Origin of the sequence: Pelagibacterium halotolerans (genome assembly GCF_044811015.1) — a bacterium.
In the GTDB taxonomy this organism is placed as follows: Bacteria; Pseudomonadota; Alphaproteobacteria; order Rhizobiales; family Devosiaceae; genus Pelagibacterium; species Pelagibacterium halotolerans_A.
Genome location: NZ_CP085243.1, coordinates 2,463,793 through 2,480,073, shown reverse-complemented (window position 1 = coordinate 2,480,073; position 16,281 = coordinate 2,463,793). Strand labels below are relative to the sequence as shown.

Annotated in this window: 20 protein-coding genes; 4 read left to right on the top strand and 16 right to left on the bottom strand. The window is 63.0% G+C overall.

The window, feature by feature from the left end; genetic code table 11:
• Positions 1-113: 113 nt before the first annotated feature.
• From LG281_RS12200 to ffh, 9 genes are all read right to left on the bottom strand, one after another.
• A complete protein-coding gene (locus LG281_RS12200) occupies positions 114-1,517 on the bottom strand; it encodes a protein adenylyltransferase SelO family protein (protein WP_404401050.1) in 1,404 nt (467 codons plus the stop codon).
• A gap of 28 nt (positions 1,518-1,545) precedes the next feature.
• A complete protein-coding gene (locus LG281_RS12195; RefSeq protein WP_404401048.1) occupies positions 1,546-2,337 on the bottom strand; it encodes an anti-sigma factor family protein in 792 nt (263 codons plus the stop codon).
• Positions 2,338-2,342: 5 nt separating this feature from the next.
• Positions 2,343-2,831: an RNA polymerase sigma factor gene (locus tag LG281_RS12190; protein ID WP_404401046.1), complete on the bottom strand. Its 489-nt coding sequence runs from the start codon at positions 2,829-2,831 to the stop codon at positions 2,343-2,345.
• A 95-nt stretch (positions 2,832-2,926) separates the two neighbouring features.
• Positions 2,927-3,301, bottom strand: coding sequence for a hypothetical protein (locus LG281_RS12185; RefSeq protein WP_404406727.1), 375 nt, complete (start codon positions 3,299-3,301; stop codon positions 2,927-2,929).
• A 178-nt stretch (positions 3,302-3,479) separates the two neighbouring features.
• A complete protein-coding gene (gene rplS / locus LG281_RS12180; RefSeq protein WP_404401044.1) occupies positions 3,480-4,037 on the bottom strand; it encodes a 50S ribosomal protein L19 in 558 nt (185 codons plus the stop codon).
• A gap of 107 nt (positions 4,038-4,144) precedes the next feature.
• Positions 4,145-4,846, bottom strand: a complete 702-nt coding sequence (trmD, locus tag LG281_RS12175) for a tRNA (guanosine(37)-N1)-methyltransferase TrmD (protein WP_404401042.1) — start codon at positions 4,844-4,846, stop codon at positions 4,145-4,147.
• Entirely contained in the window at positions 4,843-5,397 is a 555-nt protein-coding gene (gene rimM / locus LG281_RS12170; RefSeq protein ID WP_404401040.1) for a ribosome maturation factor RimM, read from the bottom strand. The genes trmD and rimM overlap by 4 nt, the downstream gene beginning before the upstream one ends.
• A 366-nt stretch (positions 5,398-5,763) precedes the next feature.
• The gene (gene rpsP / locus LG281_RS12165; RefSeq protein ID WP_404401038.1) at positions 5,764-6,183 is read right to left on the bottom strand and encodes a 30S ribosomal protein S16; all 420 of its coding nucleotides are present in this window, start codon (positions 6,181-6,183) and stop codon (positions 5,764-5,766) included.
• A 40-nt stretch (positions 6,184-6,223) separates the two neighbouring features.
• Positions 6,224-7,774, bottom strand: coding sequence for a signal recognition particle protein (gene ffh / locus LG281_RS12160; RefSeq protein WP_404401036.1), 1,551 nt, complete (start codon positions 7,772-7,774; stop codon positions 6,224-6,226).
• 351 nt (positions 7,775-8,125) lie between these two features.
• Here ffh and dapF point away from each other — a divergent pair, with 351 nt between their 5' ends.
• Genes dapF through LG281_RS12140 form a run of 4 tightly spaced genes read left to right on the top strand, consistent with a single transcriptional unit; the run spans position 8,126 to position 12,307 of the window.
• Positions 8,126-8,992 carry a diaminopimelate epimerase gene (gene dapF / locus LG281_RS12155; RefSeq protein WP_404401034.1) on the top strand — a complete coding sequence of 289 codons (867 nt, stop codon included), beginning with the start codon at positions 8,126-8,128 and terminating at the stop codon, positions 8,990-8,992.
• Positions 8,989-10,251, top strand: coding sequence for a tRNA (N(6)-L-threonylcarbamoyladenosine(37)-C(2))-methylthiotransferase MtaB (gene mtaB, locus LG281_RS12150; RefSeq protein WP_404401032.1), 1,263 nt, complete (start codon positions 8,989-8,991; stop codon positions 10,249-10,251). Before dapF ends, mtaB begins: the two co-directional genes overlap by 4 nt.
• Complete coding sequence (gene ftsY, locus LG281_RS12145) at positions 10,248-11,603, top strand: signal recognition particle-docking protein FtsY (RefSeq protein WP_404401030.1); 1,356 nt, start codon at positions 10,248-10,250, stop codon at positions 11,601-11,603. Before mtaB ends, ftsY begins: the two co-directional genes overlap by 4 nt.
• A gap of 14 nt (positions 11,604-11,617) precedes the next feature.
• Positions 11,618-12,307 (top strand): septation protein A, encoded by a 690-nt coding sequence (locus LG281_RS12140; protein WP_404401028.1) that lies wholly within the window; start codon positions 11,618-11,620, stop codon positions 12,305-12,307.
• Positions 12,308-12,615: 308 nt separating this feature from the next.
• On the opposite strand, the gene LG281_RS12135 is transcribed toward LG281_RS12140, so the two are convergent.
• From LG281_RS12135 to ccmA, 7 genes are read right to left on the bottom strand one after another with little or no spacing between them, the layout of a single operon-like run.
• On the bottom strand, positions 12,616-13,044 hold the full coding sequence (locus tag LG281_RS12135) for a type II toxin-antitoxin system VapC family toxin (protein WP_404401026.1): 429 nt from the start codon (positions 13,042-13,044) through the stop codon (positions 12,616-12,618).
• The gene (locus LG281_RS12130) at positions 13,044-13,289 is read right to left on the bottom strand and encodes a type II toxin-antitoxin system VapB family antitoxin (RefSeq protein ID WP_404406725.1); all 246 of its coding nucleotides are present in this window, start codon (positions 13,287-13,289) and stop codon (positions 13,044-13,046) included. The genes LG281_RS12135 and LG281_RS12130 overlap by 1 nt, the downstream gene beginning before the upstream one ends.
• Before the next feature lie 56 nt (positions 13,290-13,345).
• On the bottom strand, positions 13,346-13,894 hold the full coding sequence (locus LG281_RS12125) for a DsbE family thiol:disulfide interchange protein (RefSeq protein ID WP_404401024.1): 549 nt from the start codon (positions 13,892-13,894) through the stop codon (positions 13,346-13,348).
• A complete protein-coding gene (gene ccmD / locus LG281_RS12120; RefSeq protein ID WP_404401021.1) occupies positions 13,891-14,052 on the bottom strand; it encodes a heme exporter protein CcmD in 162 nt (53 codons plus the stop codon). The genes LG281_RS12125 and ccmD overlap by 4 nt, the downstream gene beginning before the upstream one ends.
• Positions 14,049-14,813: a heme ABC transporter permease gene (locus LG281_RS12115; protein ID WP_404406723.1), complete on the bottom strand. Its 765-nt coding sequence runs from the start codon at positions 14,811-14,813 to the stop codon at positions 14,049-14,051. The genes ccmD and LG281_RS12115 overlap by 4 nt, the downstream gene beginning before the upstream one ends.
• Positions 14,814-14,828: 15 nt before the next feature.
• The gene (gene ccmB, locus LG281_RS12110; protein ID WP_404401019.1) at positions 14,829-15,491 is read right to left on the bottom strand and encodes a heme exporter protein CcmB; all 663 of its coding nucleotides are present in this window, start codon (positions 15,489-15,491) and stop codon (positions 14,829-14,831) included.
• Positions 15,488-16,132: a heme ABC exporter ATP-binding protein CcmA gene (gene ccmA / locus LG281_RS12105; RefSeq protein WP_404401017.1), complete on the bottom strand. Its 645-nt coding sequence runs from the start codon at positions 16,130-16,132 to the stop codon at positions 15,488-15,490. Before ccmA ends, ccmB begins: the two co-directional genes overlap by 4 nt.
• Positions 16,133-16,281 lie beyond the last annotated feature (149 nt).

Genomic DNA, 16,281 nt, shown 5'->3' with positions numbered 1-16,281 from the left:
AGAAATGCGGGCTAAAGGGGCGGGTCGCGATCATGGCAATGTTCTAAGCAATCGATTGTGCACGAGCCAGTCAATTCGCGGTGAAACTGACAGGCTTGGGGTTAAGAAAATACCTATTGCGCGTAAGCCGCCCTCAATTCCCCGATCTCTTCAAGCATCGCCGCGAACGCTGACCAGTCGTCCGCCTCCGCGATTCTCGCCCAGAGCGCCTCCATTTCCGCGATCACCATGGTGCGGGGACCGGCGCGGTCGAAATAGGGATGCGCGCGGGCGCCGGACCGCGCCTCGTAACCTGAAAGCGCGGTTCTCACCGGCTGAAATTCCGGCGCGGCATAGGCTGAAGCGGCCGGGCTCGCCGTCAGCCGATCCGCGTCGACCCCGCCGCGCAGATCGAAAAAAACCCGCTCGAACGGCGGATTGACTGCCCCGAGGAATTTGAAGAATGCCGCCGTGACCTCCAGATCCGCCTTTTCGCCTTGCGGGACAAGCGCCAGCCGGTCGAGAACCGCCGCCGCAAGCCCGCTCTGAAAGGCCGGCCAGAACCGGTTGAGCGCGGATTCGAGCTTGGCGATTTCGCTTAAAGGAACCAAGCACTCGGCAAGCCGCGTCAGGTTCCACGCAAGTGCGTCGGGCTGCCGTCCGAAGGCGTAAAGCCCGCTCTGGTCGAAATAGGCCGCGGTAAATCCCGCTTCGTACCGGTCGAGAAACCGCCATGGGCCATAGTCGAAGGCCTCGCCGGTGATGTTGATATTGTCCGAATTGAGCACACCGTGGACAAACCCCGCCGCGATCATACGCGCACCGGTTTTCGCCACCGCCTCGGCGACTGCGCCCAGAAAAGCGGGCACCTTCTCATCTTGCACAAGATCGCCAAGATGCGGGTAGTAGTGCGCAACCGCATGGTCGACGAGCCGCCTTATAGTCTCGGTCTCCTCGAGAAACGCGAGCCGCTGGAACGTCCCGATCCGGATATGGGAATGCGACAGCCGCACGAGCACCGAGGACCGTGTCGGGGACGGTTCGTCGTTGCGCATCAGGGATTCGCCGGTTTCGATCAGCGAAAAGCTTTTCGACGTATCGACCCCCAGCGCTTCGAGCATTTCGGTCGCGAGCACCTCGCGCACGCCGCCTTTGAGCGTCAACCGCCCGTCCCCGCCGCGCGACCACGGGGTCTGTCCCGAGCCTTTGGTTCCAAGATCGAGCAGCCGGTTGTCCTCAAGATCGCGCAACTGCGCGAACAAGAACCCCCGCCCGTCGCCCAGATCGGGATTGTAAACCTGGAACTGATGCCCGTGATAGCGCAACGCCAACGGGGTCCTGAAGCTTTCGGGAAAAGGCTCGAACCGCCCGAACCGGGCGACCCATTCATCGTCTCTAAGATCGGAAAGCCCCACACGTTCGGCCCAGCGCTGATTGCGGTAGCGCAGGATGGCCTTGGGAAAGTCGGCGGCTTCGACCGGATCGAAGAAATCCGGCCCGAGGCTCTCATGGATGGTTTCAAACTTGGCGTTGGGCACTGACAGTCCTGCAGATTGGAGGTGCAGGCTAGGTGCTTTCGAAATGATCGTAAACCGCCCGGGAGAGCGCCTCGAGCTGTGGGCGCTCGATAAAACCCGAGATCGCATAGGCCAAGGGACCGTCCACCCAGCGGAATGTGTTGACACCGTCACCTTGAGAGAACTGGAACGCCGTGTCGCGCGCGCCGATATTGCGCGCCAGAAGTACCGTCGCGCGTTCCCCTTGCGCGTTCTCGTACATCAGCATCGCGCCGGGCACCCCGCCAATGGGCAAGAGCCGCCCGCCCACAAGCGTGAACCCCAGCGCTTCCAGATGCGGCGCGGTAAACGGCTTGTCGATCCGGTTACCCAGCCAGGCAACAAGATGATCCTGCTCGTCCGCCCCCACTTCGACCGGATGGCGCACCTCGCGCACATAGGTCAAAAAGACGTCGCTGGCCTCGCGCGCAAGCCACCCGCCATCGGCGAGACTCAGCCCGGCCTGCGGCGCCTCCGCCCGCAACGCGTCGTTGAGAAAATAGCCGGCCCCCCCACCCAGAACGAACGCCAACGCAAGGCCCGCCGCCATCAGTGCGCCCGGCAATAAGCGCCGGGCAGCGCGCCGGGGCTCGGGCATGTCCACGCCCTGTACCGTCGCGAACGGCGCGAATACCTCGCGCAGCGCAGCGTCGTTGGCGCGCCAGGCTTCCAGGTCGGCCAACATGGCGGGATGGGATTCAAGGTGCCGTTCGACTGCAAGACGGCGCGCAGGATCGAGCTGCCCGTCGAGATAGGCGTGCAGATCGTCTTCTGTAATCCCGATTTGATCCCTGTCCGTCATCGTGGTTATCGCTGTGTCATCGAAACGATATTGTCCTGCCTGAGCGCCGCAGCCAGCCCCCGCCGCGCCCGCGAAAGCCGCGACATCACTGTTCCCATGGGGATCTCGAGGATGCCTGCAACCTCTCCGTAGCTGTAGCCTTCGAGGACGATGAGAAGCAGCACCGCGCGCATATCCGGCGAAAGCGTTTCGAGCGCCGCGAGCAGCCGCCTTTGCAAGAGGGGATCGGGCACACCGTCTATGCCGTCCCCGTCCGCCGCGACCGCCGGTGCGCCCTCGAGCGGGACGCTTTGGGGGGCGCGCCGTCCGCTGCGGAGAGTGTTGCGGTTGAGATTGGTCATGATGGTGAAAAGCCAACCCCTGAGATTGACCCCGCGCCACGACCGCTGCTGCTCGAGCGCGCGCGCCACCGAGGCCTGGAACAAATCCTCGGCCGCGTCCCGATCACCCGTAAGCCCATAGGCATAGCGCCTTAAGGCGGGCAAATGGGTCATGAGCTCAGCCCGCAATTCCCGCTCCCTCTTCGGCCGGGTTCCGCGCAGGGCATATTGGCATCCCCCGCGCGAAAACCATGTTCGGCCAGCCTATATCAAGGCCGCGCCACGTCCCAGACACCGCCGACCCCATCGCCGGACGTCATTCCCGGTTCGGTGTCGTTGATCCAGTAGTAGAGCGGCATGCCGTCCTTGGCCCACATCACCGTGCCGTCATTGCGTTCGACCAGGGTATAGGCCCCCTCGGCCATGGCGCCTTCCTCCGCATAGAAGGGCGGCCAGTTGACGGCGCACTGGTCGTAGCAGTTCGAAACGCCCTCTTCGTCATTGCGGAAAGTATAGAGCACCATGCCCTCGGCATCGGCAAGGACAGGGCCCAGATCCGTTTCGATGGTGGTGACGTCGGGTGCGGCAAAGGCCAGCCCGGTTGCGGCAAAAAGAGCGCCAGCGGCAAGCGCGACGCACGAAATCGATTTCCTCAGCATGCGAATTCTCCCTCGTTTTGCATGATGGCACGAGACGGAATGCCCGGCCATGGGACGTAAGACACCGCGGGGAGCGTTTTTATTCCCCTCGGTGCATCAAAAAACCCGGCAGCCAAAGGCAACCGGGTTTTCGCAAATTCTGTAAAGCCAAACGAAAGGCGGCTTATTCGCCCTTGTTCTCTTCGGCGGGCGCCTCGGCTTCGGCCTGTGCGGCTTCGGCGGCGGCAGCCTCTGCAGCGGCGGCTTCCTCGGCTGCCTTTTCGGCGGCAAGGGCCTCGGCGGCGGCGACCTTCTCAGCCTCGCGGGCGGCGCGGGCTTCGGCGGCGGCCTGACGCTCGTCGGCCTCGATGCGCTTGGTGCGCGCATTGGTCGATTCAAAGATACGGGCCGACTTACCGCGGCGATCGCGCAGGTAGTAGAGCTTCGCGCGCCGGACCTTGCCGCGCTTGAGAACTTCGATGCGGTCGATCATCGGCGAGTGGACCGGGAACACACGTTCCACGCCTTCACCATAGGAGATCTTGCGCACCGTGAAGCTTTCCATGATGCCGCTGCCCGAGCGCGCGATCACGACGCCTTCATAGGCCTGAAGACGTTCTTTTTCGCCTTCGCGGATCTTCACCCACACCTTGACGGTGTCGCCATGGGAAAATTCGGGGATCGAACGCTTGGCAACAAGCGCGTCGAGCTGCTCTTTTTCGAGCTGCTGGATGATGTTCATCGTATCTATCCGTTCTGATCTTTTCACTGGGGCACCTTGAGGTGCCCGGTCTTGGTTGGACGGAACTTTCGTCAAGCGGCGCATATAAACCGGAAAAGCCCCCGAGTCTAGGGCTTTTCACCCTTATATTTCGACCAGAGATCGGGCCGCCGCGCCTGTGTCAGCGCCTCGGCCTGCGCCCGCCGCCATTTCTCGACCTTGCCATGATCGCCCGATGTCAGCACGGCAGGAATCTCGCGGCCCTCGAATACCTGCGGCCGGGTATACTGCGGATACTCCAGAAGCCCAGCCTCGAAACTCTCATCCTCGTGGCTTTCTTGCGCGCCCAGCACGCCCGGCAGGAGCCGCGCCACCGCTTCGAGCAGCACCATGGCGGCCACTTCGCCGCCCGCGAGTACGTAATCCCCGATAGAAACCTCTTCGAGCCCCCGCGCATCGATGACCCGCTGGTCGATCCCCTCGAACCGCCCGCAAACGATCACCGCACCCGGCCCTTGCGCGAGCGCACGTACGCGCGCCTGCGTAAGCGGCACCCCGCGCGGGCTCATCACCAGCTTCGGGCGCGGATCGTCTTCCGGTGCGACATCGTCAATGGCCGCGGCGAGAATATCGGGCTTGAGAACCATCCCCGCCCCACCACCGGCGGGTGTATCGTCAACCGTGCGATGCTTGTCGTGCGCATAATCGCGCAGAAAATGCGTATCGAGCGACCACGCCCCCGTTGCGAGCCCGCGCCCGATCACCGAAGCGCCGAGCGGACCGGGAAAAATATCGGGAAAAAGCGTGATAACCGACGCGCGCCAGCTCATTGCGCGTCATCCGGATCGACGTCTTCGGGATCGCGCGGCGTCTCCTCGAGCCACCCCTCGGGTGGAATGGCCACAACATAGCCCTCGGCAAGCTTCACCTCGGGCACCACCGCCCGGGTAAACGGCAAGAACACGGACCGCCGCGTGCCCGTAAGCCGCACGTCCAGAAGATCGTCCGCACCGAAATTGGTCACAGCCGTGACGGTCCCCAGCTCCGACCCGTCCTCAAGCCGCACCGCAAGCCCGATGAGATCGGCATGATAGAACTCATCCTCCCCCGGCGCCTCAAGCCGGTCGCGGGAGACGTAAAGCGAAACGCCATTGAGCTTTTCGGCCGCGTTCCGGTCGGTTACGCCCTTCACGCTTGCAATCACCAGGTTCTTGCTCACGCGCGCCTTGGTGATGGAGATCGAAAGCCCCGGCTTGTCGGTCTCGAGCGGGTCGTAGTCGGCAATGGCGAGCGGGTCTTCGGTATAGGACATCACGCGCACCTCGCCCTTGATCCCGTGGGCCGCGCCGATTTTGCCGAGAAGGATGCGATTGCTTGTCATACAGATCACTTCGTCCACGCACATGCGTGGATGTCTCCGCGCGCGGTTATGCTGTAGCCATCAAGATGCGTCAATGTTTATGGTGAGCGTGAGCGGCACAAGCAGCAGCGTCTTGCCAGCAGGCGTGACCGGGAGAGATAGGCTCTCCCGGCTGTGGCGACAGCCTCGCCGTTCAATGGAGGGACGATAATGTGGTTCATACCCATTACCGTCAGCTTTAGAATGAAAAAGACCCGGACCAGCTGGCAACTGCACTTCCGGGTCTCGTTTCTGATCTAAAGCTCAGGTCGTCGGGCAAAAGCCCGGCGGCCACTCCATTAAGATAGTCCCACACGCCCCAGCGTGCAAGACCACCTCAAAAAGCCCTTACTCGGCCTGCGCTTCCTCAGCGGCAGGAGCCTCTTCAGCAGGGGCTTCCTCAGCCGGAGCCGCGGCGGCTTCCTTGGCAGCCTCTTCAGCGGCCTTCTTTTCCTCGAGGCGCTCAAGCGCCTTGGCGCCGGGCTTGCCCTTATTGGGGTTGGTCTTGGGCGTGCGCTTCAAAAGCCCTGCGGCATCGAAGAACCGCTCGACGCGGTCGGTCGGCTGGGCACCCACTTCGAGCCAGTGCTTGGCGCGCTCGACGTCGAAGGTCACGCGGTCTTCGCGCTCCTTGGGCAGCATCGGGTTATAGGCGCCGATGCGCTCGATCACCCGCCCGTCGCGCGGCGAACGCGCGTCGGCGACGACGATGTGGTAGTAGGGGCGCTTCTTGGAGCCGCCGCGGGCGAGACGAATTTTAATGGCCATGTGCTTTTGGTCTTTCTCAGCTGTCGTAAGTTGGATTGGTCTATTTCTTTTTGCCCGGAAGTCCGGGCAGCCCCGGCAAGCCGGGGAATTTCTGATTGCCGCCGAGCCCGGGGAGCGACGGCCCACCGCTTTGCTTGGCGAGTTTCGAGAAATCGTCGGGAAGTTTCGAGGGGTCGGCGCCCATTTTCTTGGCCATGTCCTCGATCTGGGCCGGATCCATATCGGGCATACCGCCGCCCGAAAGCATCTTCTTGCCCACCCCGCCAAACATGCCGGCAAGCCCGCCGGCACCGTTTTTCGAGACCTTTTTCATCATGTCCGCCATCTGGCGGTGCATCTTGATGAGCTTGTTGATCTCGGAAACCTCGACACCCGCGCCCCTGGCGATGCGCTTGCGCCGCGAAGCGTTCAGAAGCTCGGGCTTGGCGCGCTCTTTTTTCGTCATGGACTGGATGATCGCGACCTGCCGGTCGAAAATCTTGTCGTCCATTCGTCCGTCGGGCAGGTTCTTCTTCATCGCGCCCATGCCCGGCATCAGGTTCATGAGCGCGGCCATGCCGCCCATCTTCTTCATCTGCTGGAGCTGGCCTTTGAGATCGTCCAGGTCGAACTGACCCTTCTTCATCTTCTTGGCCATCTTCTCGGCGTCTTCGGCGGTGACGTTCGCCGCCGCCTTTTCGACGAGCGAGACGATGTCGCCCATCCCAAGGATCCGGTCGGCGATGCGCTTGGGATGGAAATCCTCAAGCGCGTCCATCTTTTCCCCGACACCGATCAATTTGATCGGCTTGCCGGTCGCCGCCCGCATCGAGAGCGCCGCACCGCCACGCCCATCGCCATCCACGCGGGTCAGAACGATACCGGTAATATCCACGCGCTCATCGAACGACCGCGCGAGATTGACCGCGTCCTGACCGGTCAAACTGTCGGCAACGAGCAGGATTTCATGCGGGTCCGAGACCTTTTTGATCTCGGCCGTCTCCGCCATCAATTCTTCATCGATATGCGTCCGGCCCGCCGTATCGAGCATGACGACGTCATACCCGCCGCGTTTCGCTTCGGTGAGCGCGCGCCTGGCGATATCGACGGCGGACTGCCCCGGAACGATCGGCAGCGTATCCACCCCGATCTGCGTCCCGAGCGTCGCCAGCTGTTCCATCGCCGCGGGGCGCCGCGTGTCGAGCGAGGCGAGAAGAACGCGCTTGTTCTCCTTGTCCTTGAGCCGCTTGGCGATTTTGCCGGTCGTCGTGGTCTTACCCGAACCCTGCAGACCGACCATCAGGAACGGCACCGGCGCGGGCGCATTCAAAGAAATCGGCGTCGCCTCTTCCCCCAGCACGGCGACAAGCTCGTCATGGACGATCTTGACCACCTGCTGGCCGGGCTTGACCGAGCGCGTGACTTCGGCCCCCACGGCCCGCGCGCGTACCTGCTCGGTAAACGCCCGCACCACTTCGAGCGACACGTCGGCCTCGATGAGCGCGCGGCGGACCTCCCGCAGCGCGGCCTCGACATCGGCTTCGCTCAGCGCACCACGGCCCGTCAGGCCGTTGAATATGGCGCCAAGGCGATCGGAAAGGCTTTCAAACATATGGCGTTCGCTCGTTTGTCTCGTGTCGGGGGTAGAGGGTCGAATATGGGTTCGGAGCGCTCTCAGAAAAAGTGGGCACCACTTTTTCGGTTCGTGAGCGCGACCACCGAGAAGCACGGCCAAATGCAAAACGCACCCGCGGGCGCAACGCGCTGGCGGATGTTGACCGATTGCCTCTCGGGCAACCCAGTGACTCGAAATCCATCAATTCCTGACAGAAGGTCGAGGCGGCTTATAGGAGCGCCGTGCGCGGGAGTCAATTGCCACATGCATCGCCGGGTGGTGGAAATCGCAACGCTTTTGCGCCATATAGGCCGGATAGACATGTAAACGAGTATCGCGAAAGCCACCATGACCGCGCCGCTACCCTATCTCAAGATGAACGGCCTCGGGAACGATTTCGTCGTCCTCGACGCCCGCGCGCGCGCCATAAAGCTCACCCGCGAGCAGGTCCGCGCCATCTCAGACCGCGCCACAGGCATCGGCTGCGATCAGCTCATCGTCATGGAACCAGACACCATCGACGGCGTCGATCTCTTCATGCGCATCTATAACGCCGAAGGCGGCGAGGTCGACGCCTGCGGCAACGCCACGCGCTGCATCGCCGGGCTCATCGCGGGGGAAACCGGCAAGGACGCCGTCACCATCCGCACCAATGCAGGCATTCTGGTAGCAACGATCGACGGCGACCGCGTCACCGCCGATATGGGCGTCCCGAAGTTCGCCTGGGACCAGATCCCGCTCGCCGAGCCCTTCGCCGACACCACCGGCATCGAACTCCAGATCGGCCCCATCGACGCCCCGGTCCTGCACACCCCATCGGTCGTCAATGTCGGCAACCCCCACGCGATCTTCTGGGTCGAGGACCTCGCAGCGCATGACCTCGGGCGTTTCGGACCGCTCCTCGAAAACCACCCCATTTTCCCCGAGCGCGCCAACATCACCATCGCCCAGGTGATGGCGCCCGACTATATAGAGGTGGTCGTCTGGGAACGCGGCGCCGGACTCACCAAGGCCTGCGGCACCGCCGCCTGCGCCACCGCGGTCGCCGCCGCGCGCAAAGGGCTCACGGGCCGCAAGGTCACAATCGAACTTCCCGGCGGCCCGCTTGGGATGGATTGGCGCGAAACCGACGATCATATCCTCATGACCGGCCCATGGACGCTCGATGGCGAGGGCATCATCGCCCCCGGCCTTCTGGGGGAGACCGCCGCATGAGCATCGAAACCATCACCTTCGGCTGCCGATTGAACGCCTATGAATCCGAAGTGATGAAGGCCGAGGCCGCAAAGTCGGGCTTGTCCGACGCCATCATCGTCAACACCTGCGCGGTGACCGCCGAGGCCGTCCGCCAGGCCAAGCAGTCGATCCGCAAAGCCCATCGCGAACACCCGGGCAAGAAGATCATCGTCACCGGCTGCGCCGCGCAGACGGGCGCGCGCGATTTCGGCGACATGGCCGAGGTCGACCTCGTCATCGGCAACAACGATAAATTGAAGGCCGAAAGCTATCAGCCCATCGCCTTCGGCGTGCCCTTGAACGACAAGGTTCAGGTCAACGACATCATGAGCGTGACCGAGACCGCCGGGCATCTGATCGACGGGCTCGATGGCCGCGCGCGGGCCTTCGTGCAGGTCCAGAACGGCTGCGATCACCGCTGCACCTTCTGCATCATCCCCTATGGCCGCGGCCCCTCGCGCTCGGTGCCTATGGGCGTCGTCGTCGACCAGATCAAGCGGCTGGTAGAGAACGGCTACCGCGAAGTCGTCTTGACCGGTGTCGATATCACCTCCTATGGCGGCGATCTCCCCGGCGCCCCGACGCTGGGCAAGCTTACCCAGTCGATCTTGAAGCACGTCCCCGATCTGCCGCGCCTGCGCATCTCCTCAATCGACTCCATCGAGGCCGATCCCGCGCTTTACGAAGCGGTCACCGACCCGCGCCTGATGCCGCACCTGCATCTCTCGCTGCAGTCGGGCGACGACATGATCCTAAAGCGCATGAAGCGCCGCCACCTGCGCGCCGACGCGCTCGGTATCGTCCAAAAGCTGCGGAGCTTGCGCCCCGACATGGTCTTCGGCGCCGATATCATCGCCGGCTTCCCCACCGAAACCGACGCCATGTTCGAAAACACCCTGAGTTTCGTCACCGAGGCCGACCTGACCTATCTCCACGTCTTCCCCTTCTCCCCGCGCGAAGGCACTCCGGCGGCGAAGATGCCGCAGGTGGCAAAGCGCGTCGCCAAGACCCGCGCCGCCCGCTTGCGCGCCACCGGCGATGCGCAGCTCGCCAAGCTCTGCGCCTCCCGCGTCGGCCTCACCGAAACCGTGCTCGTCGAGCGCGAGGGCCTCGGGCGCACCGAGCAGTTCGTCATGGTCGAAACGCCCGTCGGCCAGCCCGGCGAGATCGTCAGGCTGGAGATCGAAAGCGCCACCGCCGAGACGCTGGTGGCAAAGCGCGAAAAGGCAGCGGCATGAGCGAGACGGGCAAGAAAAGCATCTGGGGCCGTCTCTTCGGTGTCTCGCCCGATAAGCGCAAATCCGAGGCTGAAGACGCCCTCGAACGCGCCACCCATGAGCCACGCGGCGAAACCGAAACGCTCGACGCCCTGCGCGAGCAGCGCGAGGCCAAGCGGCAAAGCGAGGAGACCGACCCCCGCGATGCCGCCCCGCCCGAGATGCAGGCCGAATGGGTCAAGGCCGGTCACCCCAACCCGCCCGAGCACGAGCCGCCCGTCCCCGGCGACATCTGGAACCCGCTCGATAAGCCCGATGCGATCGAGGACCGGCTGCCCGCCGACCCCGAAGCCCCCGCCGACGAGCCCGAGGTTGAAACGCCTGCCGAGGCGAAAGCCGAACCCATCCCGGTCACCCCGGATGCGGCGCCCGCCCCCGCCGAGCCGGAAAAGAAAAGCTGGTTCCGCCGCCTCTCGGACGGCCTCAAACGCTCCTCGGACAATCTCACCAATTCCATCGGCGCGATCTTCACCAAGCGCAAGCTCGACGATGCGACGCTGCAGGATCTCGAGGATACGCTGATCGCCGCCGACCTCGGCATCGACACCGCGATGGCGATCACGGAAAAACTGCGCGCGGAAAAGTTCGACAAGGACGTCGCCCCCGAGGAGGTCCGCGCCGCGCTGGCTTTAGAAGTCCAGTCCGTGCTCGCTCCCGTCGCGACCCCGCTCGAAATCGACACCACCAAAAAACCCTTCGTCATCCTCATGGTCGGGGTCAACGGCTCGGGCAAGACCACGACAATCGGCAAGCTGACCGCCAAATACAAGGCCGAGGGCAAGTCCGTGCTTCTGGCCGCCGGCGACACCTTCCGCGCGGCGGCCGTCGAGCAACTCCAGGTCTGGGGCCAGCGCAACGATGTCGAGGTGGTGACCCGCCCCACCGGTGCCGACGCCTCGGGCCTCGCCTTCGATGCGGTCAAAAAGGCGCAGGACGAAGGCACCGACATCGTCATCATCGATACCGCCGGGCGGCTCCAGAACCGCACCGAATTGATGGATGAACTCGAAAAGGTGATCCGCGTCATCAAAAAGCGCGACGAAACCGCGCCCCACGCCACGCTTTTGACACTCGACGCCACTACGGGTCAAAATGCACTCAATCAGGTTGAGATCTTTGGCCAGAAAGCCGGTGTCACCGGCCTCGTGATGACCAAGCTCGACGGCACGGCGCGCGGCGGCATTCTCGTTGCCATCGCGCGGAAGTTCGGCCTGCCGATCCATTTCATCGGCGTGGGCGAAGCCATCGGCGATCTCGAACCGTTCCAGGCAGACGATTTCGCGCGGGCCATATCGGGCCTCGCCGAACAATAGGAACCAAACAAACGATGGTAGAGAGCCACACCAGGCAGACCGAAGCCGATTGGGAAACCTTAAAGCCCCAGATCACCAAACTTGCGCTCGAGCTCGGCCCGCTTGTCGTCTTCTTCATCGTCAACGCGCAGGCCGAAAATATCCTCGGCGCGTTCCCGGCGCTTCAGGCGTGGTTCTCCCAGGGCATCATCCTCGCCACGGCGGTCTTCATGGTCGCCATGCTGATTTCGCTGGTGCTCTCGAAACTGATCATGAAGCGCGTGCCCGTCATGCCACTGGTAACCGGCGTCGTCGTCCTGATCTTCGGCTCGCTGACGCTCTATTTCCAGGACAGCACGTTCATCAAGCTAAAGCCCACCATCACCAATGTGCTCTTCGGTTCGGTGCTTCTGGGCGGGCTTATGTTCGGCCAATCGCTGCTGCGCTACGTTTTTGGCGAGGTCTATCATCTCAAAGACCGCGGCTGGTATCTGATGACCCTGCGCTGGGGCCTCTTCTTCTTCGTCCTCGCCGCGCTCAACGAGATCGTCTGGCGCAATTTCTCCGACGATTTCTGGGTCGCCTTCAAGGTCTGGGGCATCATGCCCATCACCATGGTCTTCGCCATGGCGCAAGTCCCGCTCCTCACCAGATACGCGCCCGATCCCAAGGAAGTCGAAAGCCCGGCAAAAGCCGCAGTTGAGGCGGCGCAGACGGAAACATGAGCGTCTAGTCCCTCTGCGCAGGGGATTTGACAGGTTTACGCGGGTGTCGGTGGCGTACCGGTCGGGTCACAAGCACGGCTTTCCTTCTCCCTCAAGGGGAGAAGGTGGCCGCGAAGCAGTCGGATGAGGGGTGCCTGCGGCACCTCGAACCGCACAAAAGCCGAGCTTTGCTGCGACGCGCACCCCTCATCCGACCCTCGCTTCGCGAGGCCCACCTTCTCCCTCAAGGGGAGAACGAAAGCCGTGCGAACGGAAAGGCCATGCCTCAAACAAGTGCGCCAACCCGTCATAATCTCTGTGCGATACCACTAAGCCAGATCGGTGTGAGCGAAATCGTCACCCTTATACAAAAGCTCAAGCCTATACGCCTTCGCGCAGGCATAGCTGTAGCAGTCCCCGAAATTGAGGCGCGCGCGATGACCCACCGCCTTGCCGTAGAGTGCTGCGGCATCGAGTGCCAATCGTCCGATATCGCTCGAAATCGCAATTTCGCGCGCCTGCAACGTATCAATTAGCGTTTCGACGCCCCTACGGACTTCCACCATTATTTCAGCACTGGCTGCGCGATCAGGATTTCCTGCGATCGCTTTGGCGCGTGCAATCGAAACCGTCGCCTCATATCGAACAAGCGGCGAAATGAAGAAGGGACCACCAGCCTCCTCAAGGCGGGTTTCGAAGGCGGCAGCGTCGGATTCTCCCAAAAGAATAGCGACAATGACAGAGGCATCGATGAACACTAATTCCCGCCCCACATCTCATCGGTATAAGCCTTCATGTCGAAATCCGGGTCGGTCGGCCCAATGTTCCGCACGATGGCCTTCGCCGCTTCGAGCCGCTCCCGCAGCGGTATGTCGGCCTTGGCACGGCCGATCTCGTGCTTGAGCGCTTGCCTCACGGCCTCGGTCTTGTTCCGTGCTTTCGTAAGCTTTTGCAGTTCAACCGCAAGCGCGTCCACTTCATCGTCTCGAACATAGAGCGGCATGGGGATATCCCTTTCCTGCATGTATGGATATTCTATAGCAAACATCCAAAAGTAGTCTACCCCCGCGCCGCCGCGATCGCCGGCAGCAGCCGCTCGCGATAGCTCCGCTCATCCAGTGGCCCGGTATGCTTGAAGACGATCACACCCTCATTATTGACCACGAACGTCTCGGGCACGCCATAAACGCCCCAATCGATCCCGACCCGCCGGTCGCGGTCGGCGCCGACACGGTCGTAGGGGTTACCGAGCTCGGAGAGGAACGCGCGTGCGCTTTCCGCCGGGTCATCGTAATTCATCCCGTAAAGCGCGACCTCCCCGCGTTCAGCCAATTCCATCAGATAGGGATGCTCGGCGCGGCACGGCACGCACCAGCTCGCAAAGACATTGACCACCGTGACCCCATTGCCCGAAAGATCCGCCGTCGCGAATCCGGGCAAATCCAGCCCCTCGACTGGCGGCAGGTCGAATTCGGGCACCGGCTTGTTGATCAATGCCGAAGGCACCAGCGAGGTATCCCGCCCCATCTGCGTTGCGAAAATTCCGACCAGAGCGACCAGCACGAAAAGCGGGGCGAGCGCCAGAACCAGACGCGCCTTGCGGCTCATTGCGCGCCCCGCTTCGGCCGTGCCGCTTCGAGTTGCGCGATCCGCGCCCGCGTCCGCCGTGCGTCAAAGGCCGTCCAGCCGATGAGTGCAGCAACGACCAATGCCGTTCCCAGATAAGCCGCGACGATGAATTCCCAATGGGCTCCAAGTGCGATCATTGCGCGCCTCCCGCCGCTCGCGCCGCCGCGCGCTCGAGCGCGTGAACCCGCCGCTTGCCGATCTCGGTGCGCATGCGCACAAGATGCAGGGTCAGGAACAGGAACGAAAACGAAAACGTCATGATGAACAGCGGCACGAGGATTGCCGCGTCGATCGAGGGCCCCTCGACCCGGAACACCGACGCTGGCTGGTGCAGCGTCTGCCACCAATCGACCGAGAACTTGATGACCGGAATGTTGACCGCCCCGACAAGCGTAAAGACCGCAACGATCCGCGCGGCTTTGAGTTGATCGTCGAACGCCCGCCAGAGCGCGATGATCCCCAGATAGATGAACAGAAGCACGAGCGTCGAGGTCATCCGCCCGTCCCATTCCCAGAACGTCCCCCAGGTCGGCCGCCCCCACATCGAACCGGTAAAAAGCGCCACCGCCGTGAACACGGCCCCCAGCGGCGCGGCGGCCTTCTGGCTCACATCGGCCATCGGATGCCGCCAAACGAGCGTGCCGATGGCGGAAATGAACATCACCGCATAGCAGAACTGGCTCAGCCACGCCGTCGGCACGTGCACATACATGATGCGCACGGTATCGCCCATATAGCGCTCACCCGGCGAGGCGGCGAACCCGTAATAGAGCCCGATGGCGAACAGCACCGCAGTCAAAACGGCCAGCGGGATCACCAGATGCCGGGACCATTTCAAAAACAGCCCCGGATGCGCGATCCGCGTGAACCACCCCACATTGGTCGCCGGGTTATCGATCCCGCTCATCAGGGCCTATTCTCCAGATATCTTGAGCGCCAGCGCCGCCGCGAAGGGGACGAGCGCCACACTCAACAAACTCAACGCCGCAAGGAACAGCATCGCCTGGTCCGCCGCTGCAAACGCCGACCGGCTCATCGTACCGGCCCCGAAAATTAGCACAGGCAGCGTCAGCGGCAAGATAAGGACGGGTGCGACAAGTCCGCCGCGTTTCAGTCCCACCGTCACCGCCGCCGAGAGCGCCACGAAAGCCGCCAGCGCCGGCGTGCCGAGCAAAAGCCCCAAAAGCGCCGCGCCCAGCATCGCCCCGTCCATGCCGAACAAAAGCGCCAGAACCGGGGTGGCGGCGATCAGCGGCAAGCCTGAAAGCAGCCAATGCGCCACGAGCTTGGCAAAGACAACGGCTTCAAGCGAAAGTGACCCATGCCGGAAGGCAATGAGCGAGCCGTCCTCGAAATCGGACCGGAACAGCCGGTCATGGCTCAAAAGCTGTGCCAGAAGCGCCGCGACCCAGATCATCGCCGGCGCAATCGCCGACAAAAGCACCCGGTCCGGTCCCACTGCAAAGGGCACGACGACGCCGATGCTCAAAAAGAACAGCAACAGCGTCAGTACATCTCCACCGAGCCGCAGGCTCAGCTTGAGGTCGCGCGCGATAACGGCAAGGAACGCGCTCAATGGAGATGCCTCTCAAGCGTCACGGTCCGCGCCCGCGCATCCGCCTCGATCCCCAACGGCAGATGCGTTGCAATGATCGCCATCCCGCCCGCATCCAGATGTGCACCGATCAGCGTATTGACCCAATCGCTTCCCTCGGCATCGAGCGCACCGGTCGGCTCATCCAGGAGCCACACCGGTTTTTTCGCCGCGATCAGCCTTGCCAATGCGAGACGCCGGGTTTGCCCGGCCGAGAGGACGGCCGCCGATACCGACGCGAGACCACCAAGCCCGGCGGCGTCCAGTGCATCGTCCACCGCCCTGGTCTCACCCCCGCCGACCCGCGTCCAGAAGGTGAGATTTTCGCGCACCGTCAGTCCCTTCTGCACCGCCGACAAATGCCCCAAGAAGTGCATCTGCGCCTGTTCCCGCATCTCGGGATCAAGTCCAACCCATTGAATTACACCGGTCTTTTTCGCCAGATGCCCAGCAAGAGCCAGAAGCGTCGTGCTCTTGCCCGACCCGTTGGGCCCGCGCAGGACGAGCGCTTCACCCCCCGAAACATCCACCGAAAACCCCGCGACAACGTCCACCCCGCCCCGCGCGATGGCAAGGTCCGAAACGGTTAATTTGAGCGGAGAAGATGGAACGGTCGGGCTCATAGGAACCTTCCTATGGGACCGGGTTCGGCTCTGGCAAGTCCGAACGCGATTCATTATAGAGGGAGCAACCACCCCGGTGGCGCCCGGTGGCCGCACACGCGGGGGGATTGGAGCGTTTCCAGAACGAAGTGGATACCGGCTCTTTGGTT